Raw genomic sequence first — 26,544 nt, 5'->3', positions numbered from 1 at the left:
CCGCCTGGCCGATTTTCGCCGGTCATTAAGCCACTTGGCCGATCCCTGTCGAAACCCCGCCCGGGCCATGCTAATGGCTGGCGCGCCTGACCTCCGGACCCCCGGTTCCGGCCATATTTGGACCTCGAGATGACCCTGACCGCCGCCTCTGGTGCGACCGGATCCGCCGCGTGGGCGGACGCGCTGCTATTGTCGTTCGCACAGGCCGGCTATCTCAGATCCGAGCCGGCGATCCTGCAGCCTGCCGAGGCCTTTCTCGATCTGTCAGGCGAGGACATCCGGAAGAGCCTTTATCTGACCACCGACGCCGGCGGCGAGGAATTGTGCCTGCGCCCCGATCTCACCATTCCGGTAGCGCGGGACTATCTCGCCTCCAGCCGTGCCGGCCAGCCGGCGGGGTTCAGCTATCTCGGGGCGGTGTTTCGCTATCGCGGCGGCCGGCCGAGCGAATTCCTGCAGGCCGGCATCGAATCCTTCGGTCGGCAGGATCGCGCCGCGGCGGACGCGGAAATGCTGGCGCTGGCGCTGGAGGCGACCAGCGCGGTCGGCTTGACCGAGGTCGAAATTCGCACCGGCGACGTGGCGCTGTTCAATGCGCTGATCGATGCGCTCGATCTGTTTCCGGTTTGGCGGCGGCGGCTGATCAAGGATTTCAATCGCAAGACCAGCCTGGAGCAGGATCTCGAGCGGCTCACGCTCGCAACCGGATCGGGCCGCAACGAATATGAAGGCGTGCTCGCGGCGCTCGCGGGCTCCGACCGCAAGGCGGCGCTGGCGCTGGTGACCGATCTGATGTCGATTGCCGGCACCACCAATGTCGGCGGTCGCACCGTCTCGGAAATCGCCGACCGCTTCCTCGAACAGTCGACATTGAAGGGCGGCGCGCTGCCGCGTGACGCGCTCGCGCTGATCAAGCGATTCCTCGCGATCGCGGGCGACCCGGATGAGGGAATCGCGCAATTGCGCGCGCTGGCCGGTGACGCAAAACTCGACATTTCGGCGGCGATCGACCAGTTGGAAAGCCGCGTCGGCTTCATGGCCGCGCGCGGCATCGACACAAGCAAGACACGCTTTTCCACCTCATTCGGCCGCGGCCTCGACTATTACACCGGCTTCGAATTCGAACTGCACGGCAGGGGCAATGACGTCGAGCCGCTGGTGGCGGGCGGGCGCTACGACGGACTGATGACCCAGCTTGGCGCCCCCGCCCCTATCCCCGCGGTCGGATTCTCTGTCTGGGTCGAAGCCTTGACGCAGACGGGCCGCAAGCTTGGTCCAGCTGTCTTGAACGGGAGCGCGTCATGACGACGCCATTCGTTCTCGCGGTACCGTCGAAAGGCCGCCTGCAGGAAAACGCCGAAGCCTTCTTCACCCGCGCCGGACTGGCGCTGGCCAAGCCGCGCGGCGCCCGCGACTATCGCGGCACCATCACTGGCTTGGACAATGTCGAAATCGCCTACCTCTCGGCAAGCGAGATCGCCTCGCAGCTGGCGCGCGGCGCGGTGCATCTCGGCGTCACCGGCGAAGACCTGGTGCGCGAAAGCATCGTCGATGCCGACAAGCGCGTTCTCTTGATCGACGATCTCGGCTTCGGCGGCGCCAACGTCGTGGTGGCGGTGCCGCAGGCCTGGATCGACGTCCGCACCATGGCCGACCTCGACGATGTCACCACCGGCTTCCGGGCGCAGCACAACCGGCGAATGCGGGTCGCGACCAAATACATCAATCTCACCCGGACATTCTTCGCCTCCCATGGCGTCGTCGACTACCGCATCGTCGAGAGCGCAGGCGCAACGGAAGGCGCGCCGGCGGTGGGAACGGCCGAGATGATCGTCGACATCACGACGACCGGCGCGACCCTTGCCGCCAACGGTCTCAAGGTGCTCGACGACGGCGTGATCCTGCGCAGCCACGCCAACCTCGTCGCATCGAAGGATGCCGACTGGTCAAGCGATGCCCGCGAGACGGCGCGCGTCATCCTCGATCACATTGCGGCCCGCGCGCGCGCCAGCAAATACCGGGAAGTCCGCACCCGCTTTGCCGGATGCGATGCTGCGCTGCTGGCGGAAGCCCACAATCGCTTCGGCGTGGTGTCGCCGTTCGGCGGCCCGACATCCTCGGGAATGGTTACGCTGCACTGCCCACCGGCGCAGCTTTACGCGCTTGGCAGCTTTCTCCGTGCCCACGGCGCCGATACGGTATCGGTGGCGTCGCTCGATTATGTGCTCGACCGCGACAACCCGCTGTTCGCCAAGCTTGAGGCATTCCTGCGGCAGTAACGCGGAAGGTATTGTTCATCGTTGCGACAGCAAGCAACGAGTAACATATGCTGTCATATGGGTGGTTTGGAACCTGATCGATGATGCTGGGTACCGACGTTTCTAGCCTGTCAACCACTGCGGCCAATGCTGCGGCGCAGGGGCTATCGATCATCGTGCCCTTGTATAACGAGGCCGCCGGGCTGGAATTGCTGCACGAGCGGCTAGGCGGGCTGGCCAAACAGCTCAGGCAACGCTACCGCCTCGCTTGCGAGGTGGTCTATGTCGACGACGGCAGCGCCGACGCAACGCTCTCGATCGCGCGCGGGCTTGCGGCCGACACCCTCGATGTTCAGGTGGTGTCGCTGTCCCGCAATTTCGGCAAGGAAGCCGCGCTGATGGCGGGATTGGACCATGCCCGGCGCGGCGCCATCCTGTTCATGGATGGCGACGGCCAGCATCCGCCGGATCTGGTCGAGAAGCTTGTCGGCCATTGGATCGATGGCGGTCATGACGTCGTCTATACCGCCAAGGCTCACCGCGACAACGAACCGTTTCTGCGGCGGTTTGCCGTGCATGGCTTCTACGCCCTGATCAACTGGGGTGCGCGGCAGAAAATCCCCGAAGATGCCGGCGACTTCCGTCTGCTGTCGCCGCGCGCCGCGGCGGCGCTGCGGCAGCTTCCGGAACGCAATCGCTTCTTCAAGGGGCTCGCGAGCTGGATCGGTTTCCGCCAGATCCGTGTCGACTACGAGCCCGCAGCCCGCGCGCACGGCGTCACGACGTTCAGCCCCGGCCGGCTGGTCGGGCTTTCGATCGAAGGCCTTACGTCGTTTTCGGTGGCGCCGCTGCGTTTTGCGAGCTTGCTCGGCGTGTTGCTCGCCACAGCGGCTTTTCTGTTCGGACTTTCGATACTGTGGGAGACCTGGACGACCGGGAAATCTGTTCCCGGCTATCCCTCGCTGATGATCGGCCTGATGACGATCGGCGGCGTGCAGCTCATCATGATCGGCATTGTCGGGGAATATATCGGGAAGATTCTTTCGGAATTGAAAGCGCGCCCGATCTACTTCGTGGCTGAACACAGCGAGAAGCGCGCCGCGACGGAAACAAGCGCCGGCGGACGGACCGCCGCCGAATGAGCGACGCCGCGCCGCCGCGCCGGATCTGGCTGTGCGCCGACGATTATGGTCTCAGCCCCGGCGTTAACCGCGCTATTCGCGACCTGATCGAGCGCGGCCGTCTCAATGCCACATCGGTGATGGTGGTTGGACCTTCGATCGGCCGCGACGAAGTCGGCGCGCTTCGCACCGCCGCCGCGAACAGTCCTCGTTGCGCCATCGGCCTGCACGTCACTCTAACGGCCCCGTTTCGTCCGTTGACGATGCATTTTCAACCGCTCGAAGGCGGCATGTTCCTGGCTTTTCCGAAACTGCTGCGCGCGGGACTGCTCTGGCGGCTCGATCCTGAAATCATCCGCGCGGAATTGATGGTGCAGCTCGCGGCTTTCAACGAAGCGTTTGGCCGTCCGCCGGATTTTGTCGACGGTCATCAGCATGCGCAGCTATTTCCGCAGGTGCGAGACGCGTTTCTGGCGGCGGTGAAAGAAGCTGCGCCCACCGCCTGGGTACGCCAGGGCGGACGCAATCAGCCGCTGGGCCGGCGGCTCGGCGCGCCGAAGGCGTTGTTTCTCGACATTCTAAGCGCGCAATTTCGCCGCCGCGCCGGGCGCGCCGGTATCGCGTTCAATCCGGGATTCGCCGGCGCTTATGACTTTTCTCGACAATCCGACTTCGGCACGCTGATGCGACAATTTCTCGACGGGCTGCCGGAGGATGGCCTCATCATGTGTCATCCCGGGTTCGTCGACGAAATCCTTGTCAGCCTTGATCCGCTGACAGCCCAGCGCGAACACGAACATGCTTTTCTCGGCGGCGAGCAGTTTCCGCGGTTGTTGGCGGCGAACAAAGTTACGTTGGGCTGAAATCGCGCAAACCCGCTAGGGCGTCTTGTCGCACACCGAAATTTAATCCCTGACGGCACTACCTGCGACACAAAGCACCCCTACATTCCGCTCGCGCTTCGAAGCGAGGGAGAGAATCCATGACACCGCAAGAACGCCAACTGATTGACGAGCTTTTCGACCGGCTCTCAAAGCTGGAGAGCGCGCCGCGCGATCCGGACGCGGTCGCAGCAATCGCGGAAGGATTGCGGAAGGCGCCCAGTGCCGTTTACGCATTGGTGCAGACGGTATTGCTTCAGGATGAAGCGCTAAGGCGTGCCCACAACCGCATCCAGGAATTGGAATCCGAAGGCGCGGGCGAACAACGACAATCCGGCGGGTTCCTGGATTCGATGCGCGACGCGGTACTCGGACAAAACCAGTCGCGTGGCTCGGTGCCGAACGTTCGGCCGCCCGAGACCGGCGGCCGCCCGGTATGGAACAGCGGCCAGGTGATGCAGCAGCCGCAGTCGCCGGGACCATATAATCAGGGACCTTACGGCCAGCCGCAGGCTCCCCAGCCTTATGGTGGGCAGGCTCCTATGGGCGGAGGTGGCGGCTCATTTCTCGGAACCGCGGCAGCAGCCGCAGCCGGTATGGTCGGCGGCTCGCTGCTGCTCGGCAGCATCCGCTCGATGATGGGCGGCACTCAGCACGGCTTCGGTGATGCCGCCGGCCTTGGCGGCGGAGTTGAGGACCGCAGGCCGGGGAGCGATCAATCCGGCAGCGATCTGGCGCGCGACGCCGGGATCAACGACGTCGGTTCATCCGGGCAGCGCGCCGACGATAGTTCGCGCGCGGGATTATTCGACCAGCCGTCGAACGATGACAATTCGCGCGCAGGATCTTTTGATTCCGCATCGAACGACAGCGATCACGACGACATGGATCTCGATTCGGACGACTTTGACGACGGCGACGGAGACGACGGCGGCGGAGACAGTGACTACGCCTGACGGTTTCTCCGAGACGAAAACAAAACGGCCGCCCGGATTGGGCGGCCGTTTTAGTTTCAAACCGCATGGCCATCAGATGACGATGACCCGTGCGCCGACATTGACGCGGCCGTAGAGATCGATCACGTCCTCATTGCGCATCCGGATGCAGCCGGAGGAGACGTTGGTGCCGATGGTCCAGGGCTCATTGGAGCCGTGGATGCGATAGAGCGACGATCCCAGATACATCGCGCGGGCGCCGAGTGGGTTCTGCGGGCCGCCTTCCATGTGCCGCGGCAGATCGGGGCGCCGCGCCAGCATTTCCGGTGGCGGCGTCCACGCCGGCCATTCCTTCTTCGCGGAAATCTGCTTGACGCCCGACCAGGTGAATCCGGGGCGGCCGACGCCGATGCCGTAGCGCAGCGCCTTGCCGTCGCCCTGAACCAGGTACAGAAACTTGTTGGGCGTATCCACGACAATGGTGCCGGGGTCTTCCTTGCCGCGATAGTCAACCAGCTGTTTCTCATATTTCGGATCGAACGCCGGACGTGCGAATTCGCCGACGTCTTCCTGCTGGCGCATGACTTGCTGGGGGTCCATCGGCGGCAGCAGCTGACGCCGCGGTTCATATGACGGCTGCTGCTGATAAGCAGGTTGCTGGTAGCGCCCGCCTTGATTCTGTCCATCACCGAACAGGAATTCGATGAAACCGCCGCCCATGTTGGAGCGCTCGGCATAGGCCGTTCGCGCCGGCACGGCAAACCGTTGCACGGGTTGATCGGCGTAAATCACGCTGGGCTCCGCAAACGATGTGGCCTCGATCGCCGCGGCTTGATGAAGTCCGATCGCGAGACAAGATGCGCCGGTGAGGAGCGCAACAGACATTCTTTGGAACATCGACGTACTCTGTACTGTTTCGTCACTGTTTGGTCGCGGGAGCGCCCGATTCAAGCGCCCCTGCACGCCATCAATTAAAATCAAAACCGCATCGGTTTGGTAAACGGAAGTGGCCTTCGATTCACCACGTCGTCAAATCCGAGCGGATTTGACCGGTAGCGTTTATTTTCGGTGAACGGTGCTCGCCATGGTTAATCGTTGGTGTTCGCTGACTTCGCAGCAGTTCCCGGCGTGAACCCGATGTTAAATCGCACCCGGCTAAAACCTGACGAGTGAAGGTCAGGGAAAGTCTCATGCCTATTCGCAAGCGTTTTCGTATTGAACAAGCATTCGGCGACGACATGCCGATATCCGCAGCGGCTGACGGCGATATCGGCCCCATGCATCGCGAGATCATGGCCGAACTGCGCGCCATCCGCGCCCAGATGGCGAGCCCTGCTCACGTCGCCTCCACGCCGACCAATGGCGCGGCGGTGTCGCACGATATCGCCGATGCACAAGCGTTGCTGGAAACCTATCGCGCCCAGATCGAGCAATGCGAGAAGCTCAAGGTCGAGATCGATCTCATTCACGACGCCATCAACCGCACCAAGCGGGAAATCGCGGTTCTGCACGGCAACAGTTTCGACGGCAATGAAATGGCCAAAGTGACCGGCGAGCTTGGCGCCGTGGTCGGCGGCACTGAACAAGCCACGCAACAGATACTGGAGGCTGTCGAAGCCATCGATCAGGCGGCCAGCGCGCTAGGCAAGGTGACTTCTGCGGATCAGCAAAAGATTCTCAGCGAAGAAATCCAGGAACGTGTCGTCTCGATTTTCGAGGCCTGCAACTTCCAGGATCTGACCGGCCAGCGCATCAGCAAGGTGATGTCCACGATGAAATTCATCGAAAGCCACATCATCGTCATGATGGATATCTGGGGCGGTGTCGACGCCATTCGCGCGCACGCGCCTGCCATCCTTGACGCACGCGAAGGCGACGCCCGGCTGCTGAACGGTCCGAAGTTGGACGGTGCTGTCGGTCACGTCTCGCAGAACGACATCGACGCGCTGTTTGACTGAAAATGAACTAGCCTCAACGTCGGGTAGCAGCACCCGGCGGCAAAGATTTCGACGGAATGCAGGAACAGCGGCCGATCAGGCGCGGGACGCGCAGCGGACGTAGACCATATTGCCGTAACGGACCGCAGCATCCTTGTCGATGAAACGGGTAATCAGCACGCGGCCGTCGAACGAGACGATCTCGCGATCCTGTTCGCCACCGGCCGGTCCGGCCGGACCGATATAGTTCTTGCCGCTCGGGCTGCCCTTAAGGCGCAGTTCCTGCGGCGTCGCCTGGTCGGCAAGATGCATGATCACGCCGCCCGAAGAACCGGCTCCGATCACGTAAGGCTGTTTGCACTGCGACCGCGCCGCGGCTTCGGTGCGCGCGCGGTCATTGGGACTCTGGAACGATGCGAGGCCCCAACGGCCGACAATCTCGTCCGAACGGATGGTCGCCGGCATTTCCGGCGCCACGCCGGGCTCCGGGGCCGCTGGAGGAGCTGAGGAGAATGACGGGAGGCTCATGCTCCCGCATGCCCCGAGGAATATCGTCAGCGCCGAGGCGATCCCGAGATTGCCAACCGCGCGCGCGTTACGTGACCAGACCATGGCATTCCCCCGGCAAAATTAGTGGCCGCACCCGTCCCCGCAGCCAAGCGTAAAACTGCTGTCGGAGCAATGACGTCCAGCAAATTACGCTGGCGCTCCGGTGGTTTCTTCCCCAAGCATCCTATACCGGCCTCACCAAGGGCTTAAGCCCCTTTGCTTGACAGGATCGGCATCAAGCCATATTCCCGGGCGCGCAATTGGCACTCCGAGAGCGCGATTGCCAGGAATGCGAACTGTTCGGCCCTTGGCGGCGTTGAATACGTCCGTATTCTCACCCACTTTTCGATGGCAAAACCTGACCTGGAAACCGAGCCTTCAAAGGAAACTGCATGGCTAAAACCAAATTTCGTCCGCTGCATGACCGTGTCGTGGTCAAACGCATCGATGCCGAAGAAAAGACCAAGGGCGGCATCATTATTCCGGATTCCGCCAAGGAAAAGCCCTCGCAGGGCGAAATCACCGCGGTAGGTCCGGGCGGCCGCGACGAATCCGGCAAGCTGATCCCGATCGACCTCAAGGTCGGTGACCGCGTGCTGTTCGGCAAATGGTCGGGCACCGAGGTCAAGCTCGATGGTGAGGAACTCCTGATCATGAAGGAATCCGACATCATGGGCGTGCTGGCCTGACGAACCAATAGAGCCGCTGCACACTACTCGTCATGCCCGGACTTGATCCGGGCATCCATCAATCTGCGAAGAGGATGGATTGCCGGGTCAGGCCCGGCAATGACGGGGGAGAGCGCAGCGTGCAATCGTACTCAATCAATCAGAGGTCAAAACAATGGCAGCCAAGGACGTTAAATTTTCCGGAGACGCGCGCGATCGCATGCTGCGCGGCGTCGATATTCTCGCCAATGCGGTGAAGGTGACGCTGGGCCCCAAGGGTCGCAATGTCGTCATCGAAAAGAGCTTCGGCGCACCCCGTATCACCAAGGACGGCGTGACCGTCGCCAAGGAAATCGAGCTTGACGACAAGTTCGAGAATATGGGCGCGCAGATGCTGCGCGAAGTCGCCTCCAAGACCAACGATACCGCCGGCGACGGCACCACCACCGCTACCGTGCTCGCCCAGGCGATCGTGCGGGAAGGCGCCAAATCGGTTGCCGCCGGCATGAACCCGATGGATCTGAAGCGCGGCATCGATATTGCGGTGCAAGCGGTGATCAAGGACCTCGAGAAGCGCGCCAAGCCGGTCGCCTCGTCATCGGAAATTGCGCAGGTCGGCACCATTTCGGCTAACGGCGACGCGGCAATCGGCAAGATGATCGCGCAGGCGATGCAGAAGGTCGGCAACGAAGGTGTCATCACCGTCGAGGAGAACAAGTCGCTCGAAACCGAGGTCGACATCGTCGAAGGCATGAAATTCGACCGCGGCTACCTGTCGCCCTATTTCATCACCAATGCCGAGAAGATGACCGCCGAGCTCGAGGACGTCTATGTGCTCTTGCACGAGAAAAAGCTGTCCGGCCTGCAGTCGATGCTGCCGATGCTCGAGGCCGTGGTGCAGTCGGGCCGCCCGCTTCTGATCATCGCGGAAGACGTCGAAGGCGAGGCGCTCGCAACGCTCGTGGTCAACCGTCTGCGCGGCGGCCTGAAAGTCGCCGCCGTCAAGGCGCCCGGCTTCGGCGATCGGCGCAAGGCGATGCTGGAAGACATCGCGGTCCTGACCGGCGGCCAGGTGATCTCCGATGAACTCGGCATGAAACTCGAAAGCGTGACGACCAACATGCTCGGCCGCGCCCGCAAGGTCGTGATCGACAAGGAAAACACCACGATCGTCAACGGCTCCGGCAAGAAGAAGGACATCGAAGCCCGTGTCGCCCAGATCAAGGCGCAGATCGAGGAGACCACGTCCGACTACGACCGCGAGAAGCTGCAGGAGCGTCTTGCCAAGCTTGCCGGCGGCGTCGCGGTCATTCGCGTCGGCGGCGCGACCGAGGTCGAGGTGAAGGAGAAAAAGGATCGCGTCGAGGACGCGCTCAACGCAACCCGTGCGGCCGTGCAGGAAGGCATCGTGCCGGGCGGCGGCGTAGCGCTGCTGCGCGCCAAGCGGGCCGTTGGCCGTATCTCCAACGATAACGCCGATGTGCAGGCCGGCATCAATATCGTGCTGAAAGCGCTGGAGGCGCCGGTGCGCCAGATCTCCGAGAATGCCGGTGTCGAAGGCTCGATCGTCGTCGGCAAAATCCTTGAGAACAAGTCGGAGACTTTCGGCTTCGATGCGCAGACCGAGGAGTATGTCGACATGGTCGCAAACGGCATCATCGATCCCGCCAAGGTGGTGCGCGCCGCGCTGCAGGACGCTGCCTCCGTTGCCGGCCTTTTGGTGACCACCGAAGCCATGGTCGCCGAATTGCCGAAGGAGCCGGCGCCGGCGATGCCCGGCGGCGGTGGCGGCATGGGTGGAATGGGCGGCATGGGCTTCTAAAAACCGGCCTGCTAATGCCATTCGATCGCGAAGGCCGCCTCCGGGCGGCCTTCTTTTTTGGCGAAGGATGCGGGGGTTTGCTAAAGGCTTGGCTGCGATTCGTGAGGCGAATCGAGCGTGTCCTGCGGTGGTACCTGCTTCCATCTTCCGAGGAGCTTCATATGCGCGCGCTTCTGTTTTGTCTGATCGGTCTAATGACCGCTGCGCCGGATCTCGCCTTCGCCCAAATGAAACTCTCGCCGAAAGCCGCACCAGGGGCCAACGAAACCCGATATTTTACGTCGATCGACGGGCTGATGGACGGCAATGCCGATGTCGTCCTCAAGGAAACCCGCCAGGGCAAGACCGTTACTTCGGCGGTGCTCGACGTTTGTTACCCGGCCGAGAAAGGATCCGATCGCAAGGACCGCTTCGTCGCCAATCTCGCGGTCAATGGCCAGACCATGACCGGCACCACGCAGAGCCTCGGCGACAAATTGCCCGTGACGGTGAGACTTCTGCGCAAGCCGACCGGCGATACTTTCGAATTCAAGGGCCAGATCAGCGTCGGCCAGACCGTCACAGAGGTGACCTCGACCGACAATTCCGATCTCAGTGAAAAGGAATTCCAGGACAACCAAACCACCGATGATGGGATCACGGCCGCGCCAAAAGATTTCACCGAGGTCTCGCCGGAATCGGTTGGCGTGAGGATCAAGCTGGATGCGGCGCTGGATTTCCTCAAAGGGCTGAAAGGGCAGGACCTCGAGGTATCCCTAAATAGCCTCACTGTGTCGTGCGACGCGCTGCGCGCCGGCGAGCAGACGATCAACATCAGCGTCGATCCGGATCGCGCCGCTGCGCTGATTGCGAAATCCAAATCGTCACCCGGCGTGGTCGCAGCCGGCTGGACCAGCGGCGTCGTGGAGATGGAGCGCACGATCCGTTTCGCGGCCGCCGACTGGCGCGAGGGCGACAAACTCAACAAGGACAAGCTCACGGCGGCGATCAGCGGCGTCCTTACCAAAACGTTTTCGGCGAACTCAGCGTCCTCGACCTGGGACGCCAACACCGGGAAGCTGAAAATGACCCTCAAGCGGCCGAGCCAGCTGTTTCCGCCGCTCGGCCTCACCGAGACGATTGAGGTCGCCGCGCTGGTGTCACCGGACAGGCCCGGTACATCCGACCGGCTGATGCTGTGGATCAGCAGCCCCGTTATTTCGACGGCGGACGAAACCGCGGGGCCAAAACTCAACCTGACCGAAGACTTCAGCGGCGACGAGGAAGGCGAACAAACCGACGATAACGGCTCGGTCGAAGCGCTGGCGAAGGAGTTCAAGGGCCAACGCTGGGATGTCGATAAATCGGCCTGGAAATAGCCGGCTCTTTCCTCCGATCGATCGCGGGCAAGTCGCAACGCGCCCGCTCCATCCAGCCCCGCATTTGACATGCCGCGCCATAGCGGCAATGAACAGGCCATATCTGCACCAGGCTTTCTTTCAGGGTTTCAGGTTGAATGGCGCGCTATGACGTTGTGGTGATCGGCGCCGGCCTTGGAGGCTTGACGGCCGGCGCGATCCTCGCGCGCGCGGGACGCAAGGTCCTTGTCATCGAGCGCAGCAACTCGGTCGGCGGCGCGGCATCGAGCTACAAATCCGGCGATCTGTTCGTCGAAGGCTCGCTGCATGAGACCAGCGATCCGCATGATCCGCGCGATCCGAAACACGGCGTGCTGACACGCGCGGGCGTGATCGACGCCGTAAAATGGATTCCATCCGGAGAATTTTACCAGGCGCGCGGCGGTCCGCTCGATCGGCCGTTTACAATGCCGGATAATTTCGATGCGGCGCGGCTTGCGCTCATCGAGCGTTTCCCTGAAGCCCGCGCCGGCATCGATCAACTGCTGGGAGAAATGGAGCGCGTTGCATCGGCCATGGGCACGCTCTCGCAAGGCGGCGACCTTCTCAGGAATCCGCGCGAAAGTCTGGGCGCGCTGTTGAAACTGCTCCCCGCGGTCCGCGACTGGCGCCTGTCGCTGTCGCAAAAGTTCGATCGTCTCTTCGGCGACAACGAAGCCGTCAAATGCGCGCTGGCGGCCAATCTCTCTTACTATCACGACGACCCCGCGACGCTGTGGTGGATCTACTTTGCGATGGCGCAGGGAAGCTATCTCCTGAGCGGCGGGCGGTTCGTGCAGGGCGGCTCGCAGCGGCTCTCAAGCGCGCTCGCCCGCGCCATCAAGGTCGCCGGCGGCGAGGTCGTGCTGCGCCGTGTCGTCAGCGGCATTGCATTGGACGCGCGGGGCCGCGCCAACGTCGTCACCCACACCGCGCGCGACGGCAGCGATCCGCAAGTCGTGGAAGGCGTGCGGATCATCAGCAATGCGGCGCCGGCGGCGCTCGCATCGTTGATGCCTCCGCGGCTTGCGAAAAAGTTGACGGAAAACTACGCGTCACAGGCGCCCTCGATCTCGCTGTTCGCGCTCACGCTCGGCTTGTCGAGGCCGCCGCGCGAATTTGGGCTGTCAGCCTATTCCACGCAGTTGCTGCCGCCCGACATGCAACGGCTGTCCGACTATGCCAAAGGCGCAGCGCTGATGGCCGATGAACCGGGCGAGCGAATGCCACCGATGTCGATTGTCGATTACGCCGCGATCGATTCCGGCGTTCCCGCCCCGCCCTATGTGCTTTCGATCCTCGGACCCGATAGGCTGTCGAATTGGGACAATTCGGACATGGACGCCTACCGCGAGAAGCGCGGGCGATGGCAGGAGGCGATCGTCCGCTATCTCGACGCTTCCTATCCGGGCCTCGCCGGCGGCGTGGTGGCGTCGTCATTCAATACCGCGCTGTCGGTCCGGCAGTATCTCAATGCGCCCGATGGTGCAGTTTATGGATTCGCGCCGTCGCCGCCACGCTCGCTGTGGCGCTTCCCTCGGCGTTCGCCGCGCACGGCGCTACCGGGCGTATATCTGGCGTCAGCCTATGCCGGCTTCGGCGGCTACACCGGCGTGGTGCAATCCGCCGGAGCGTGTGCCGATATGATCTTGCGCGAGAACTAGAGCATGATCCGGAAAAGTGGAAACCGGTTCTCTCTCGCGACAAACGCTAGGCGTTTGCGCGGAGATCATGCTCGAACAAACCGATAACCTTAGAGTCTGAAGATCTCAGTTGGTATTGAGGCGGAATCGCAGCGGCTTCGCCCCGATGAACGAAACGAAATCGCCCTGCCGCTTCCAGGTCGCCGCCTCGCTCAGAGCCGCCACCAGCTCATCGTCAGCCTGCGCCCTCGCCGGCGGACAGGCGCGATCCTCCAGCGGTCCTGCAACAAAGATCACGGTATTGCCTGCCACCGAAAACTGCCCCTTGCCGCCCTTACACCACAGCTCGAGGATGACCTCGCCGCGGTCGCTGATCTCCAGGTTCGGCAGCCGCTTCGATCCGGGCTGACGCGCCACGTCCAATGTCATCTCAAGTCCAAACGGAAACGCGTCATCGGCGTGAGCCGGGGCGGCGTTGAAAGCGGCCGAGGTCAGGATCAGCGCCACTGCAGCCTGCCTCACAAAATTTATCGCTGACAACATGCACCCTCTCGAAATATCCCGGCACTCACAGCCGCGCGTTGTTCTAATGGGCAAGCGTGACGTTGACTAGATTGGCAGCCACAAAAATTTTTGCTGCACGAATGATCCCCGCGGGCTATCGGGCCGCGGGGATCTTGTCCGTGTCGTCAGACCGGGCGGGGCCTACTTCAAGACCATCGCCGTGAACGGATAGACATAGGCTTGCAGCATCACGAGGAAGCCGACAAGACAGGCCAGCACGATGGAATGCACAAACACGTAACGAAGGATGGTGCCCTCGTGACCGTACCAGTTGGTCGCGGTGGAGGCGACGACGATCGACTGCGCGTCGATCATCTTGCCCATCACGCCGCCGGAGGAGTTGGCGGCGGCCATCAGGATCGGCGACAGGCCGAGTTGCTCCGAGGTGATCTTCTGCAGATTGCCGAACAGCACGTTGGAGGCGGTATCCGAACCCGTCAGCGCCACGCCGAGCCAGCCGAGCAGCGTGCCGAAGAAGGGATACAGCACGCCGGTAGCGGCAAACGCCAGACCGAGCGTCGCGTCGACGCCGGACAGGCGGGTCAGTGTCCCGATCGCCAGCATCGCCGAGATCGTGATCAGCGAGATCGCGCACAGCTTGATGGTGCGGCCGTATTCCGCGATCATTTTGGCGGGCGAGAAGCCCATCAGGAAGCCGGAAATGATCGCCGCGATCAGCATGCCCGAACCGGTGAAGGACAGATAGGTGAATCCGAAGACGGCTGCTTCCGGAGTCGGCTTCGCCGCCACCGGCGGCACCTTGTTGATCATATTGTGCAGTTCGGGAACGGGATAATTCCAGGTGAAGATCGAGTTCGCCCAGTTCTTGAACGCCCCGTTGCCCCAGATCAGCATCACGATGCAGACGATGATCCACGGCAGCAGCGCGCCCCAGAGCTCCGCCTGGGTCAGCGGCGTCTTGTCCATCGGCGTGACGGCCTTCATCGTCGCCGCCGACTCATCCCTACCGCGCAACACCGGCGACAGCCAGAGTTCCCTGGGCTGCCAGACCTTGAGAAACAGGATGAGACAGCCCATCGAGATAAGCGACGCGCCGATATCGACGATCCAGGGGTTGATGAAGTTCGAGATCACGAACTGCGGAATCGCGAACGACACGCCGGTGACCAGGATGGCCGGCCAAACGTCTTTCATGCCCTTCCAGCCGGCGAACGCCCACACCACCCAGAACGGCACGATCAGCGAGAAGAACGGCAGTTGCCGTCCGACCATCGCACCGAGGATATAGGGATCGAGGCCCGTGACGGACGCGAGGCCCTGGATCGGCGTACCGAGCGCGCCGTAGGCGACCGGGGCGGTATTGGCGATCAGGGACAGGCCGGATGCGGCGAGCGGTGAGAAACCAAGCCCGATCAGGACCGCGCCGGTGATCGCGACCGGCGTGCCGAAGCCGGATGCCCCTTCGAAAAAGGCGCCGAAGGAGAATGCGATCAGCAAGAGCTGCAGCCGGCGGTCGGTGGTGACGCCGCCGATGGCGCGCTTCAACAGCTCGAACTTCCCGGTCTCGACCGTGATGCGATAAAGGAAAATGACGTTCAGCACGATCCAGCCGATCGGGAAGAAGCCGACCACCACGCCGAGCAGCGATGCCCGGACCGACATGCTGACAGGCATGTGGTACACGGCAATCGTGATGATGTTGGCGACGATCAGGGCGGTGATGGCCGCGATGTGCGCCTTCACTTTTCCGCTGGCGATCAGCACCAGCAGCGTGACCACCGGAATGGCGGCGGCCCCCGTCGACAGCGCCACATTGCCCAGCGGATTATAGATTTGATTCCACATCGCGATTCTCCCAAGCCACTATGCCGCGCGCCGGCCACCGGGGGCGGTCAGCCGTGCCTGGCGTGGTCGCGGAGCATCCTTGCAATGCGGGTCGGGGCGAACATGGCCACACCAAATCCGCTCACAACCTCGCGAAGTGTGAAGGTCCGCGCCCCCTCGCCGTTACACCCATGCTAGGGTCGACTTGGAGGCCGCGACAAGCCGCCGCAGGCCGGAGCATCTACAACTTTAGTCTTATATCTTCAATTCGTCCATCATTTCAGGGGCTTGAAGCCCTTTCCCGGAGATGACCATCTGTGAACAACATCCGCTCGACGCTCGCGATCGTATGGCGGATCGCTGCTCCCTATTTCCGTTCCGAGGACAAGGTGGCGGGCCGCCTGCTGCTTGCGGCAGTGATTTCGATCGAATTGTCGCTGGTCGCAATCGACGTTCTGCTGAACCAGTGGAATAACCGGTTTTACAATGCCCTTCAGGAGAAGAATTGGGACGGCTTCGTCCGGGAAATCGGCATCTTCTCGATTCTGGCCGCGTGCTATATCGGGCTTGCGGTCTATCAGCTTTATCTCAATCAATGGCTTCAGATCCGCTGGCGGCGCTGGTTGACCAGCCGCTATCTCGGCGAGTGGCTTCACGACGCCAATCACTATCGCATGCAGTTGCAGGGCGACGCCGCCGACAATCCGGACCAGCGCATCACCGACGACGTCAAACTGTTCGTCGAGCGAACGCTGGACATCGGCATCGGCCTTTTGAGTTCGGTGGTGACGCTGGGGTCTTTTGTCGTCATTCTGTGGGGCCTATCTGCGGCGGCTCCGCTCCATGTTTTCGGCGCCGAATTCGAGATCCCCGGTTATCTCGTGTGGGGCGCGCTGATCTATGCGATCTTCGGAACGGCGCTGACGCAGTGGATCGGCTCCCCGCTGGTCAATCTTGATTATCGACAGCAGCGTTTCGAGGCCGACTTCCGCTTCAACCTGGTTCGGGTGCGCGAAAACTCCGAACAGATCGCGCTATTGCAGGGCGAGAGCGCCGAACGGCAGCGGCTTTCCGAGCGCTTCGGCCGCGTGGTGGACAATTGGTACGGCATCATGTCGCGGACCAAGCGGCTGACGGCGTTTACCGCGAGCTACTCGCAAGCCGCCGTGATCTTCCCCTACATCCTGGTGGCGCCGGCCTTTTTTGCGAACAAGATCCAGCTCGGTGGCATGATGCAGACCGCATCCGCCTTTTCCAGCGTGCAGAGGGCGCTGTCGTTTTTTGTTACGATTTATCGGTCGCTGGCGGAATGGCGAGCCGTGGTCGCCCGCCTCGATGGTTTTGAGATGGCGATTGCCAGCGCCGCGAACCTGGCGACCAGGGAAGGCTCGATCGATGTCGTGTCTTCAACCGACGGCGACAAAATCGATTTGAAGCAGCTTCTCGTCCGGTTGCCCAACGGAAGGCCGCTCATCTCGGCTGATGGCTTCAGCATTCGCAGCAATGAGCGCACCCTGATCACCGGCCCATCCGGCGCCGGCAAGTCGACTTTGTTCCGCGCCATCGCTGGTGTCTGGCCCTTCGGCAGCGGCAGCATTGCCATCCCCGCGAAAGCCAAGCTGATGACGCTGCCACAGCGGCCGTATTTTCCAGTCGGCTCGTTAAAGGCCGCGATCGTCTACCCCGCCGAGGTGAGCACATTCAGTTCGGATCGGGTCAGCGATGTTCTGATCTCGGTGGGTCTGCCTCAGCTCGCGCCGCAACTAGAGGAGGAGGCGCACTGGAATCGGATACTCTCGCTGGGTGAGCAACAGCGCCTTGGGCTTGCACGCGCGCTGTTGCACGCGCCGCAATATCTGTTTCTCGACGAAGCGACCGCTTCCCTCGATGAAGGCTCGGAAGCGGCGCTGTATCGTCTCCTCGAACAGAAATTGCCGGCAACCACCATCGTCTCGATCGGTCATCGCTCTACGCTTGAAGCCTTCCACCAGCGTAATGTCGTGCTGACCCGCGACGGCGATCAATTTCTCCTGCAGAACCGGAGCGAGGACGCCAAGCTGTCATAACGGCAAGCTGTCATGACGGCGCTGGCTTTGCACGCGGCGCGCACTACCACCAGCGCTGCGGCCAAGGCCGGCGACGGGCCCATCGGTGTCAGACATAGACTAGAGCGTTTTCAAGCGAAGTGGGGCCCGGTTCGCGTCAAGAAAACGCGTCAAATCAGGAATCTAGAGCCCCGTTTCGATTCCATCGAAACGAAAAGGCTCTAGGCAAACTCCGTCAGGAGCACGGCGCCCGCAAGTTACGGCGGATCGCATCGCTCGCCCGCTGCAGGCAATCCGGTCTCATTCAGAACCACCGCAAAACAAAAGGGGCGGCAGATTGCTCTGCCGCCCCCGTTGGTCTCGAGAGAGAAACTTACTTCAGGCTGGTCATCGCGGTCAGGTCAGCCGAGAGCTTGGCAATGCCGGCCGCGCCGCACCAGTTGGAGCCGAAGCCACCCGGATTGATCGGGGTGAAGTTGTTGCCAAATTTAGCGGTAAAGTCGCTGGTGAACGCATTGCAATCGCCCTTCGACAGGTTGGTGTCGGAGTAACGCAGGTCCAGCGTGAACACCTTGTAGGTGAAGCCAACGCCGATATTCCAGGTGTTGTAGCTCGGCTCAGGAATGCCGTTCGGGAACGGTCCGCCACCAAGCGGGCTGGCAATGGTCGTGCCGTAGAAGGCGTCGGAGGTTCCCAGCCACTGCCGACCGAACTCGCCGGAGACATACATCCCGACGCCGCTGGCGCCGAACGTCGCGCTCGGTGCAGTCCACTTGCCGGTGATCGACGCATAATTGCCCCAGGCGCCGAGGTTCAGGAAGTTCGGCGAGTAGTATTCGGTCGCGCCGATCTGGAACTGGTCATTGAGGGTCACGTTGACCTTGGCATAACCTTCGAAAAAGCTGGCATCCTTCTTGGCGAAGTTGCCGTTGATCGGAAGTCCACCGGTGATCGGATCGGAATTGCCGAACGGGCTGGCAGCGCAGCTGGCATCTGAGCCGGGAATGCCGGAACCAGGGATGGCGGCGGAGTTGAAGCAGGAGCCACCTGGATACAGATAGCCCCAGACACCGAAGTCGAAGGCGAACATGCCGAACGTCGGGCGGATACCACCGTAGATGTCGATCTCAGCGGCGGCGCGGTTGGGGAAAGAGATGCTCTCGGCCGCGACGCCGAGATACAGCTGCACATCCTTGTTGATGTTGTAGCGCGGCTCGAAATAGGCCGCGACGGAGGGCTTGTGGTTGGACTGGGTGATGCCGCGGAAGATGTAGTCGCTCATGATCGCGCTGCCGAAGGCGAAATCCCAAGGCTCGAACGCTGGCGGCGGCGGCGCCTTGACGGCCTTCACGCGCAAATCCGCCGCAAGAGCGGAACCTGAACCTATTGCCAGCGCGGTTGCCAGCAAGACCATTTTCTTCATGACGATCCCCATCACATTTCAAACATCAGTCTGATTCCGGCGCCCCCAACGGACAAGCGATAACCGACTGCAGCGAAATTCTTCACTGACGGTAATCTGGAACGCGCCACCCAAGTCGGGAAGCAAAAAAGACGGGCACCTGCTGACTTATTAGGCGTTTTTTGGGCATTATGGCCCTTCCGCAAGATGTTGTCGTCGGGTGTTGCATTCCGACAACAACTTTGAATGGTCTCTGTAGGTCAATTTAGCTTAGCGGTCAGCGGCTTCTGGAGGGACCGGACTACGCGGCCGGTCGCCGGACGGACGAATCAGTCGCCTTCCGGGACTGAGTTCGAACAGTACGGAAGTCAGCTCTGCGTCTCCCTCGCACAAGGAAGTCCCCTCACGCGAAAAGGCCGCAGCAAGCAGAGCTGCGGCCTTAAAACGTCACCCGATGCGATCGAGCGTGTTTGGCTAAACTAGTGATCGCCGTCGCTGCTCGAGGACGAACCGCCAGAACTCCATGACGGTTCGGCCGGAGCGGGAGAGGCCCAGCTCGGGCCCGTAGATGCCGGCGCGGGAGCCGGGGTCGGCGCGGCCTCCGGGGCCGCCGGTTTAGGCGCAGCAGGCTTCCTTTTTGCCGCGCTCTTTTTGGCGCTGGCCTTCTTGGCGGATTTCTTCGGCGCTGCCGCCTTTGCCTTTTTGGCGGATTTCTTCGCAGATTTCTTCGCTGACTTCTTGGCTGTTTTCGCCGACTTCTTTGCCGATTTCTTTGCCGACTTCTTCGCCGACTTCTTCGAAGATTTCTTCGCGGATTTCTTCTTCGCCGTCACAAGACTTCTTTTGGCCTTTTTGGCCTTCTTGCTCTTTTTGCTCTTCTTGCCTTTAGCCATCGTGATCCCTCCTGTTGCCGCCGATCAATGTCTATCGAGCGTTTCAAGTCGTCCGTTTCCACTCGGGGCCAATCGATCAGGTCAATCCTGGCCGAGGACCGCCTGTCGCCCAATCGAGAAGCTCAATGGTGTGCACCACAGGAACTGACGTACCACCGGCAATCTGCACCATGCACCCAATATTGCCCGCAGCAATCATGTCCGGCTTGATCATCGCAATATTGGCGACCTTTCGATCACGCAATCGGTTCGCAATGTCAGGCTGGAGAATGTTGTACGTCCCCGCCGAACCGCAGCACAAATGGCTCTCGGGTACATCTTTCACCACGAATCCGTTCTTGGAAAGCAATTCTTTCGGAAGCTGGGTGATTTTCTGGCCGTGCTGCAGCGAACAAGCTGAGTGATAGGCGATGACGATGTCGCTGTGTTGCTGCGCTGGCTGCAGATCGATGCTGCCGACATACTCCGTGATGTCCTTGGCCAGCGCCGAGATCTTCGCGGCAGCAGCCGCGAAGTCGCGGTCCTCGCGCAGCATGAAGCCATAGTCCTTGATCACCGTGCCGCAACCGGATGTCGTCACCAGGATGGCGTCGAGGCCATTTTGCTCAGCCTCCGCGGTCCAGAGTGCGATGTTGGCGCGCGCCAGCGCCAATGCGTCGTCGTCGCGGCCGAGATGATGGGTCAGCGCGCCGCAACATTGCTCGTCCTTGACCAGCACCACCTCGATGCCATGACGCGTCAGGAGATTGATGGCCGCCTGATTGATGCGCGGTGCCAGAACCTGCTGGGCACAGCCCTGCAGCAAAGCCACCCGTCCGCGCCGCGTGCCGAGGGCCGGAAAAACGCTTCCGCCAGCCGGTCCCGGTGCCGGCAGATGACTCGGCGCGAGTGCCAGCATCGCCTTGATTCGGCGCAACAAAGTCGGCGACGGCGACGTCGCCTTCGGTGTCGGCAGCAAGGCGGCCAGCGGCCGGCTGAACCGCGCCAGGATCATGCTTAAGCGAAACAGGTCGGGCCGCGGCAGCACCCAGGCAAGCACGGCGCGCAGCAACCGCTCGGCCAGCGGCCGGGTATAATCTCTTTCGATCCTGACCCGCGCCTGATCGACCAGATGCATGTAGTTCACACCTGACGGACAGGTGGTCATGCAGGCGAGGCAGGAGAGGCAGCGGTCGATGTGCTTGACCACCTCTTGCGTCGGTGGCCGGTCCTTTTCCAGCATCTCCTTGATGAGATAGATCCGGCCGCGGGGGCTATCGAGTTCATCGCCGAGCAGCACGTAGGTCGGACAGGTCGCGGTGCAGAACCCGCAATGCACGCAGGCGCGCAAGATCTTGTCGGCTTCCGCGATATCGGGATTTGCGAGTTGGACAAGGCTGAATTCGGTTTTCATAGCGGAGTTTCTCGCGTCATCCGGCCGCGATTGAGGATATTTTTCGGATCGAAGCCGTGGCGGACGCGTTCGCCCAGCGCGGCAAGGCCGCTTGGCTGCGGATGAAACACGTCGACGCTGCGGCGAACCTCTTCAGGCGCGCGTACCAGCATGGCATGGCCGCCAACGGCATTGACTCGCTGGCGCACCAGCGCGGCCTGGGCGTCGGGCTTGGGCGGCAGGGCCGCCCAGACGAGGCCGCCGCCCCAATCATAGGTCACGTCACCGCCGGTGTCTCGTGCCAGCCGCTCACCGAGCGCGCCGCCGGAGGCTGGCGGGCAAACGATCCGCCATACCGGCCACGCGCCGAGCGCGCCCTCGGCGGCAAATGCTTGAACGTCGCGAACCGAACTCCAGATCACCGCAGAGGCCGCATCTTCTACAATTTCCGCCGTTCCAAACGGCGCAAGCAGCCTGGCGAGTGCTGCGGCGCGATGGGTAGCCGACGCCGTGATGCCCTCCAGCCGCAGCAGGGTAACTGCCTCTCGCGGCGATCCGTGATCGCCGAGCCCGTTCACCGCCGCTTGGAAGGCAGATTTCGGCACATGCGCCGCGCCGGACACATCGAAAGGTGAGCCCAGCGCCGCGGTCATCGCCCGGTTTGCGGCGACATCGTCCAGCCCGCGCAGCACCAGCGTGCGCTCGCTTTCCGGACGCGGCATCACCTTCAACGTCACTTCCGTCATGACCGCCAGCGTGCCCCAGGATCCGGCCAATAGCTTGCAAAGGTCGTAGCCGGTGACGTTCTTCACCACCCGGCCGCCGGCCTTGAAACTGTCGCCGAAGCCCGACACCGCATGTGCGCCCAGCAGATGGTCGCGCGCGCCGCCGGCCCTGATGCGGCGGGGACCTGCCAGCCCGGCACCGATCATACCACCGATGGTTCCCAGGTTTGGCGTCCCCATGAGCCGCGCGGTATTGATGGGCTCGAAGGCGAACTGCTGATTTTTGCTGTCGATCAGCGACAGAACGTCGGCGAGCGGCGCGCCCGCCTGCACGGTGATAATCAACTCGTTTGGTTCATATGATGTCACCGCATTGAGCGCCGAAAGGTCGAGCAGCGCGTTGGTCGCCATCGGCTGGCCGATCAGCCGCTTACTGCCATGGCCGATGATTTCCAGCGGCTGCTCGCTGGCAATCGCCGCGCGCACTACCTGCTCGACGTCCTTGGCGTCACGTACTCTCAGGGTATCCACGAGACTAGATCTGCTCTTTGTGGCCATCGTCCGCCACCGGGTCGGCGCGATGCGCCGCCCGATGACAGGCTCCAGCGAACGATCCAGCCATCGCAGAAGCCGCAGATAGGCCTCGACGGCGCGGAATTCCGAATTCCCCGCTTGAGCCTCTCATCGGGCACGCCAAACGCGAGATCCCGTGGCGGGGCGTGACGATCGGAAAATGGACGGCCCTCATCGTCAAAACCGCGGAAGATCAGGGAAGGCGAGCTTGCCGCCGTGGACATGCATGCGGCCGAGTTCGGCGCAGCGGTGCAGGGTCGGAAACACCTTGCCGGGGTTGAGCAGCCCCTGCGCGTCGAAAGCGCATTTCAGCCGTTGCTGCTGATTGAGATCGATCTCGCTGAACATCTCCGGCATCAGGTCGCGCTTCTCGATGCCGACGCCATGTTCGCCGGTGAGCACGCCGCCGAGTTCCACACAGACCCTTAAGATATCCGCGCCAAAGGCTTCGGCGCGTTCCATCTCGCCGGGCTTGTTGGCGTCGTACAGAATCAAGGGATGCAGATTGCCGTCGCCGGCATGAAACACATTGGCGACGCGGAGATCGTATTTTTCCGACAGGTTCCGGATTCGCGTCAGGGCCTCCGGCAATTTGCCGCGCGGGATGGTGCCATCCATGCAGAGATAGTCCGGCGAAATCCGCCCCACCGCAGGGAATGCCGCCTTGCGGCCGGCCCAGAACAGATTCCGCTCCGTCTCGGAAGTGGAAATCTGGCACGTCGTCGAGCCGCAGCCTTGCGCGATCGCCTCGACCCGCTCGATCAGTTCGTCGACCTCGACCCCGGGGCCATCGAGTTCGATAATCAAAAGCGCCTCGACGTCGAGCGGATAGCCGGCATGGACGAAGGCTTCGGCGGCGTGGATCGCCGGTCTGTCCATCATTTCCATGCCGCCCGGGATGATCCCGGCGCCGATAATCCGCGCCACGCATTCGCCGGCTGCCTCGACTTGCGCAAAGCCGACCATCACAGCGCGGGCGGTCTCCGGCTTCTGAAGAATCCGCACCGTGACCTCGGTGATGACGCCGAGCAGGCCTTCGGATCCCGTGATGATTCCCATCAGGTCGTAGCCGCTATGCTCCGCGGACTTGCCGCCGACCTTGATGATTTCGCCCGACATCAGCACGATCTCGCAGCCCAACACGTTGTTGGTCGTCATGCCGTATTTCAGGCAATGCACGCCGCCGGAATTCTCCGCGACATTGCCGCCGATCGAGCAGGCAATCTGCGACGACGGGTCGGGCGCATAATAGAATCCGGCGTGGGCGACCGCCTGGCTGATGGCGAGATTCGTCACGCCCGGTTCGGTCACCACGACACGGTTATCGAAATCGATCTCGCGGATCCGCTTGAATTTGCCAAGCCCAAGCAGCACGCCATCGGCCAGCGGCAGCGCGCCGCCGGACAACGAGGTGCCCGCGCCGCGCGGCACCACCTTGATGCCCTGCTCGAAGCAATATTTCAGAACCTGCGACACCTGCTCTGACGTGTCCGGGAGCACCACGACCATCGGCGGCTGACGATAGGCCATCAAGCCATCGGACTCGTAGGGCAGCATTTCGGCAGCACTGTCGATCACGCCCTCGCCCGGCACGATCGCGCGCAGCGCCGCCACGATGGCGTCGCGGCGGCCCAAAACCGCCTGATCCGATGTGGGCATCATGATGGTCATAGCTACTTCTCCCGCCGAGCCGCCCGGGCTGCGAGCGCTTTCGTGCTCGCCGATTTGTCATGATAAATCAAGCACGTTTTGAATAGCTCGCGCTGCCCGAATGCCAGCCATCAGAAAGGCGTAAGTAAGATAGATGAAACCCGGACGCGTTTCACGGCTTGTCCACCGCGAGCGCCCCGTGCAACAACGGGCGGCTGGATCGTCGCCCCAAACCCACGAAGAGCATCCAATGAGAAACCTGACCCTGAGCGCGCTGGTCGTCATCGCATCGTCGGCAACCGCATCCGTGGCACTGGCCCAGGACGTCGCGGCCGGCAAGACATCGTTCAACAAATGCCTAGCCTGCCACGCAGTCGGGGAAGGCGCCAAGAACAAGATCGGCCCGGTGCTCAACGGGTTAGACGGCCGCAAGGCCGGCACGGTGGAAGGCTATTCCTACTCGGAAGCCAACAAGAATTCCGGCATCACCTGGAACGAGGCCGAATTCAAGGAATACATCAAGGACCCGAAGGCAAAGATTCCCGGCACCAAGATGGCATTCGCCGGCGTCAAGAACGAGAAAGAGGTCAACGATCTCTGGGCGTTTCTTGCGCAATACGACAAGGACGGGAAGACCAAGTAGCGGCTTTGCGGCACCGCCCTCAACAGCGAACCGGCATTTCCGGGATTAACCCCTAACCGGATATGCCGCGGCCAAAATCGACCCAGAGCGGACTAAGCCGCAATGTCTCAACTATGCTCACCGATCGGATCAAGGGGCTCTCTCACCAATAGCACCCACGCTGTGAGCTCTTGAGGCTGCAGCGGCAAAGATCGCTTCGATGTTCTGTGGCGCAAAGAATTCCGTCGGCGATATCGTGCCGGCGTTCAGACGCACAAATCCGTCCATGGCCGCCTGGTTGCCGTGAGCCGCCTGAAGGAGCTGCTGCAGCTCGGGCGGCGGGGGCTCCAGCGTTGCGAGCTCGCAAGTGAAATCGTACATCGCCCCAACCTGCGCGTCGCGGGTGTGCTGATATTCACCCATGGCATCATCGAATGGCCGCGCGCCTGAGAAAGACTCGTCGAGTGCCGTCGCGCAGAGTTCGGCATCGCGGAAGGCATCGAGAATTCCCTGCGCGGTAATGAAGTCCTTATTGTAGCCGGCGTCCTCCACGAGAGCCCAGCCGGGGCCGTAGGGCTTGCGAAAATAGTTCGGCACCGCCGTACCCGCAAACGGCGCTTGGCGCGTCGCGCTGCGCAGGCGATCGGCAAAGGCCGGCGCCAGTTCGATGGTCTTCAGATAGCTGCCCTCGATGTCCTGCTTGTTCTTCTCAAACTCCGCGTAAGGCCACCCGGCGATCACAAGCGTCAGACCGTCGTGGGTCGGGACCGCCGCAAATCCGCGCTTGTCGCGGATATAGCTTTCAAACCGGCCATTCATGGGCAGACCGCTCCAATAGCTGTAGTAACCCGCCAGCAGCGGCGCCTTCTCGCGGTACTGCTCAGGACAAACCGCTTCACTCACCATCGAGTGCCGGCCGTCGGCCCCGGCGATCACGTCGGCATGCTCCGTGACCGAACCGCCGTGCCTTGATCGACCCTTGATGCCGACCGCACGGTCGTCTTCGAAAAGAATCTCCTCGACCACGAAGCCCTGACGGATCTCCGCACCGGATTCGGCCGCGGCGTCGACGAGCAGCTTGTCGAGGATGGTTCGCCGCGGGCAGCAGGCGAAAGGGCTCTTGTCAGTGCCCGGGGCGCCGGCAATCGTGAAGGGGCCAAAGTCAAAGGAGTAGGTGTGGATCGGCGGGCATCCGGTCGCCACAAGGCGGTCGAGCAGCCCCCACATATGTGCGCGAAATCTTCCCGGTCACGCGTCCCACGGAATTTACGACCGCTTCGGGGTCAAAGCGATCGGTCCGACGCCGCATGCGTTAGTACGATTTCTTCGCCGCGAGTCTGCTTCGGGTCAAAGGGCGACGTCGGCCGTCGCTTATTATTTGTCCGGTTTACCCCCACCAAAGATGGGGTAATCGGCCGGCCCAGCTTGTGGATAGCTGAAGATTTTGGGTGCTGCGCTTCAGGCTGATGGTGAAACGAGGTCCGTGGTTACGGCCTCAAGCATCAGAAGGAGAAGCGCAGCATGGACCATTTTGCTGGATTAGACGTATCGGTCAAGCAGACCAGCGTCTGCATTGTGGATGACACGGGCAGGATCGTGCGGGAAGTGAAGGTGGCGAGCGAGCCTGAAGCTCTGCTGCAGGTTCTGCGGAACCCCATCTACCGCTTCAGGCGGATCGGACTGGAAGCCGGGCCGCTATCGCAATGGCTTTTCAGCGCGTTGG

Annotated in this window: 22 protein-coding genes and 1 pseudogene; 14 read left to right on the top strand and 9 right to left on the bottom strand. The window is 62.2% G+C overall.

Annotated features, from left to right (window positions below; all coding sequences use genetic code 11):
• Positions 1-129: 129 nt before the first annotated feature.
• From N554_RS0109715 to N554_RS0109695, 5 genes are all read left to right on the top strand, one after another.
• On the top strand, positions 130-1,305 hold the full coding sequence (locus tag N554_RS0109715) for an ATP phosphoribosyltransferase regulatory subunit (protein ID WP_029583291.1): 1,176 nt from the start codon (positions 130-132) through the stop codon (positions 1,303-1,305).
• Positions 1,302-2,279: an ATP phosphoribosyltransferase gene (gene hisG, locus N554_RS0109710; RefSeq protein ID WP_029583290.1), complete on the top strand. Its 978-nt coding sequence runs from the start codon at positions 1,302-1,304 to the stop codon at positions 2,277-2,279. Before N554_RS0109715 ends, hisG begins: the two co-directional genes overlap by 4 nt.
• Before the next feature lie 80 nt (positions 2,280-2,359).
• Entirely contained in the window at positions 2,360-3,400 is a 1,041-nt protein-coding gene (locus N554_RS0109705) for a glycosyltransferase family 2 protein (RefSeq protein WP_029583289.1), read from the top strand.
• Positions 3,397-4,242, top strand: coding sequence for a ChbG/HpnK family deacetylase (locus tag N554_RS0109700; protein WP_029583288.1), 846 nt, complete (start codon positions 3,397-3,399; stop codon positions 4,240-4,242). The genes N554_RS0109705 and N554_RS0109700 overlap by 4 nt, the downstream gene beginning before the upstream one ends.
• Before the next feature lie 119 nt (positions 4,243-4,361).
• Positions 4,362-5,216, top strand: coding sequence for a DUF2076 domain-containing protein (locus N554_RS0109695; protein WP_029583287.1), 855 nt, complete (start codon positions 4,362-4,364; stop codon positions 5,214-5,216).
• Between the two features lie 72 nt (positions 5,217-5,288).
• Here N554_RS0109695 and N554_RS0109690 read toward each other — a convergent pair whose 3' ends face one another.
• Positions 5,289-6,092, bottom strand: coding sequence for a L,D-transpeptidase (locus N554_RS0109690; RefSeq protein ID WP_029583286.1), 804 nt, complete (start codon positions 6,090-6,092; stop codon positions 5,289-5,291).
• Positions 6,093-6,385: 293 nt separating this feature from the next.
• Between N554_RS0109690 and N554_RS0109685 the strand changes: the two genes are divergently transcribed.
• Positions 6,386-7,153, top strand: a complete 768-nt coding sequence (locus N554_RS0109685) for a protein phosphatase CheZ (protein WP_029583285.1) — start codon at positions 6,386-6,388, stop codon at positions 7,151-7,153.
• 75 nt (positions 7,154-7,228) lie between these two features.
• On the opposite strand, the gene N554_RS0109680 is transcribed toward N554_RS0109685, so the two are convergent.
• Positions 7,229-7,744 (bottom strand): hypothetical protein, encoded by a 516-nt coding sequence (locus tag N554_RS0109680; RefSeq protein ID WP_029583284.1) that lies wholly within the window; start codon positions 7,742-7,744, stop codon positions 7,229-7,231.
• 329 nt (positions 7,745-8,073) lie between these two features.
• On the opposite strand from N554_RS0109680, the gene groES reads away from it, so the two are divergent.
• The 4 genes from groES to N554_RS0109660 all read left to right on the top strand — a co-directional run bounded on the left by groES (position 8,074) and on the right by N554_RS0109660 (position 13,211).
• Positions 8,074-8,370, top strand: a complete 297-nt coding sequence (gene groES / locus N554_RS0109675) for a co-chaperone GroES (protein WP_029583283.1) — start codon at positions 8,074-8,076, stop codon at positions 8,368-8,370.
• A gap of 154 nt (positions 8,371-8,524) precedes the next feature.
• Positions 8,525-10,171, top strand: coding sequence for a chaperonin GroEL (gene groL / locus N554_RS0109670; protein WP_029583282.1), 1,647 nt, complete (start codon positions 8,525-8,527; stop codon positions 10,169-10,171).
• 161 nt (positions 10,172-10,332) lie between these two features.
• Positions 10,333-11,529 carry a hypothetical protein gene (locus N554_RS0109665; RefSeq protein WP_029583281.1) on the top strand — a complete coding sequence of 399 codons (1,197 nt, stop codon included), beginning with the start codon at positions 10,333-10,335 and terminating at the stop codon, positions 11,527-11,529.
• 137 nt (positions 11,530-11,666) lie between these two features.
• Positions 11,667-13,211, top strand: coding sequence for a phytoene desaturase family protein (locus N554_RS0109660; RefSeq protein WP_029583280.1), 1,545 nt, complete (start codon positions 11,667-11,669; stop codon positions 13,209-13,211).
• Between the two features lie 105 nt (positions 13,212-13,316).
• On the opposite strand, the gene N554_RS0109655 is transcribed toward N554_RS0109660, so the two are convergent.
• Together N554_RS0109655 and N554_RS0109650 are read right to left on the bottom strand one after the other, a co-directional pair.
• Positions 13,317-13,733: an META domain-containing protein gene (locus N554_RS0109655; RefSeq protein ID WP_029583279.1), complete on the bottom strand. Its 417-nt coding sequence runs from the start codon at positions 13,731-13,733 to the stop codon at positions 13,317-13,319.
• Between the two features lie 162 nt (positions 13,734-13,895).
• Positions 13,896-15,560 carry an L-lactate permease gene (locus tag N554_RS0109650; protein WP_029583278.1) on the bottom strand — a complete coding sequence of 555 codons (1,665 nt, stop codon included), beginning with the start codon at positions 15,558-15,560 and terminating at the stop codon, positions 13,896-13,898.
• Between the two features lie 296 nt (positions 15,561-15,856).
• Here N554_RS0109650 and N554_RS0109645 point away from each other — a divergent pair, with 296 nt between their 5' ends.
• Entirely contained in the window at positions 15,857-17,605 is a 1,749-nt protein-coding gene (locus N554_RS0109645) for an ABC transporter ATP-binding protein/permease (RefSeq protein WP_029583277.1), read from the top strand.
• 352 nt (positions 17,606-17,957) lie between these two features.
• Here N554_RS0109645 and N554_RS0109640 read toward each other — a convergent pair whose 3' ends face one another.
• Positions 17,958-19,007 (bottom strand): TorF family putative porin, encoded by a 1,050-nt coding sequence (locus N554_RS0109640; protein ID WP_029583276.1) that lies wholly within the window; start codon positions 19,005-19,007, stop codon positions 17,958-17,960.
• A 630-nt stretch (positions 19,008-19,637) separates the two neighbouring features.
• Between N554_RS0109640 and N554_RS39765 the strand changes: the two genes are divergently transcribed.
• Positions 19,638-20,027 carry a hypothetical protein gene (locus N554_RS39765; protein ID WP_156041865.1) on the top strand — a complete coding sequence of 130 codons (390 nt, stop codon included), beginning with the start codon at positions 19,638-19,640 and terminating at the stop codon, positions 20,025-20,027.
• Here the strand turns inward: N554_RS39765 and glcF are convergent.
• From glcF to N554_RS0109615, 3 genes are all read right to left on the bottom strand, one after another.
• Complete coding sequence (glcF, locus tag N554_RS0109630) at positions 19,956-21,272, bottom strand: glycolate oxidase subunit GlcF (RefSeq protein ID WP_029583274.1); 1,317 nt, start codon at positions 21,270-21,272, stop codon at positions 19,956-19,958. The genes N554_RS39765 and glcF overlap by 72 nt on opposite strands.
• Positions 21,269-22,507 (bottom strand): FAD-binding protein, encoded by a 1,239-nt coding sequence (locus N554_RS0109625; RefSeq protein ID WP_029583273.1) that lies wholly within the window; start codon positions 22,505-22,507, stop codon positions 21,269-21,271. The genes glcF and N554_RS0109625 overlap by 4 nt, the downstream gene beginning before the upstream one ends.
• Positions 22,508-22,726: 219 nt before the next feature.
• Positions 22,727-24,220 (bottom strand): FAD-linked oxidase C-terminal domain-containing protein, encoded by a 1,494-nt coding sequence (locus tag N554_RS0109615; protein ID WP_029583272.1) that lies wholly within the window; start codon positions 24,218-24,220, stop codon positions 22,727-22,729.
• Positions 24,221-24,449: 229 nt separating this feature from the next.
• Between N554_RS0109615 and cycA the strand changes: the two genes are divergently transcribed.
• A complete protein-coding gene (cycA, locus tag N554_RS0109610) occupies positions 24,450-24,842 on the top strand; it encodes a cytochrome c-550 CycA (protein ID WP_029583271.1) in 393 nt (130 codons plus the stop codon).
• A gap of 129 nt (positions 24,843-24,971) precedes the next feature.
• On the opposite strand, the gene N554_RS35630 is transcribed toward cycA, so the two are convergent.
• The gene (locus N554_RS35630; protein WP_051677427.1) at positions 24,972-26,048 is read right to left on the bottom strand and encodes an NAD(P)/FAD-dependent oxidoreductase; all 1,077 of its coding nucleotides are present in this window, start codon (positions 26,046-26,048) and stop codon (positions 24,972-24,974) included.
• A 294-nt stretch (positions 26,049-26,342) separates the two neighbouring features.
• Here N554_RS35630 and N554_RS0109600 point away from each other — a divergent pair.
• Positions 26,343-26,544: pseudogene (locus tag N554_RS0109600) on the top strand (IS110 family transposase); the annotation flags it as partial.

Origin of the sequence: Bradyrhizobium sp. URHD0069 (assembly GCF_000701345.1) — a bacterium.
Classification (GTDB): domain Bacteria; phylum Pseudomonadota; class Alphaproteobacteria; order Rhizobiales; family Xanthobacteraceae; genus Bradyrhizobium.
Note: the sequence above shows the minus strand (reverse complement) of the source record. Positions and strands in the feature narration are given on the sequence as shown.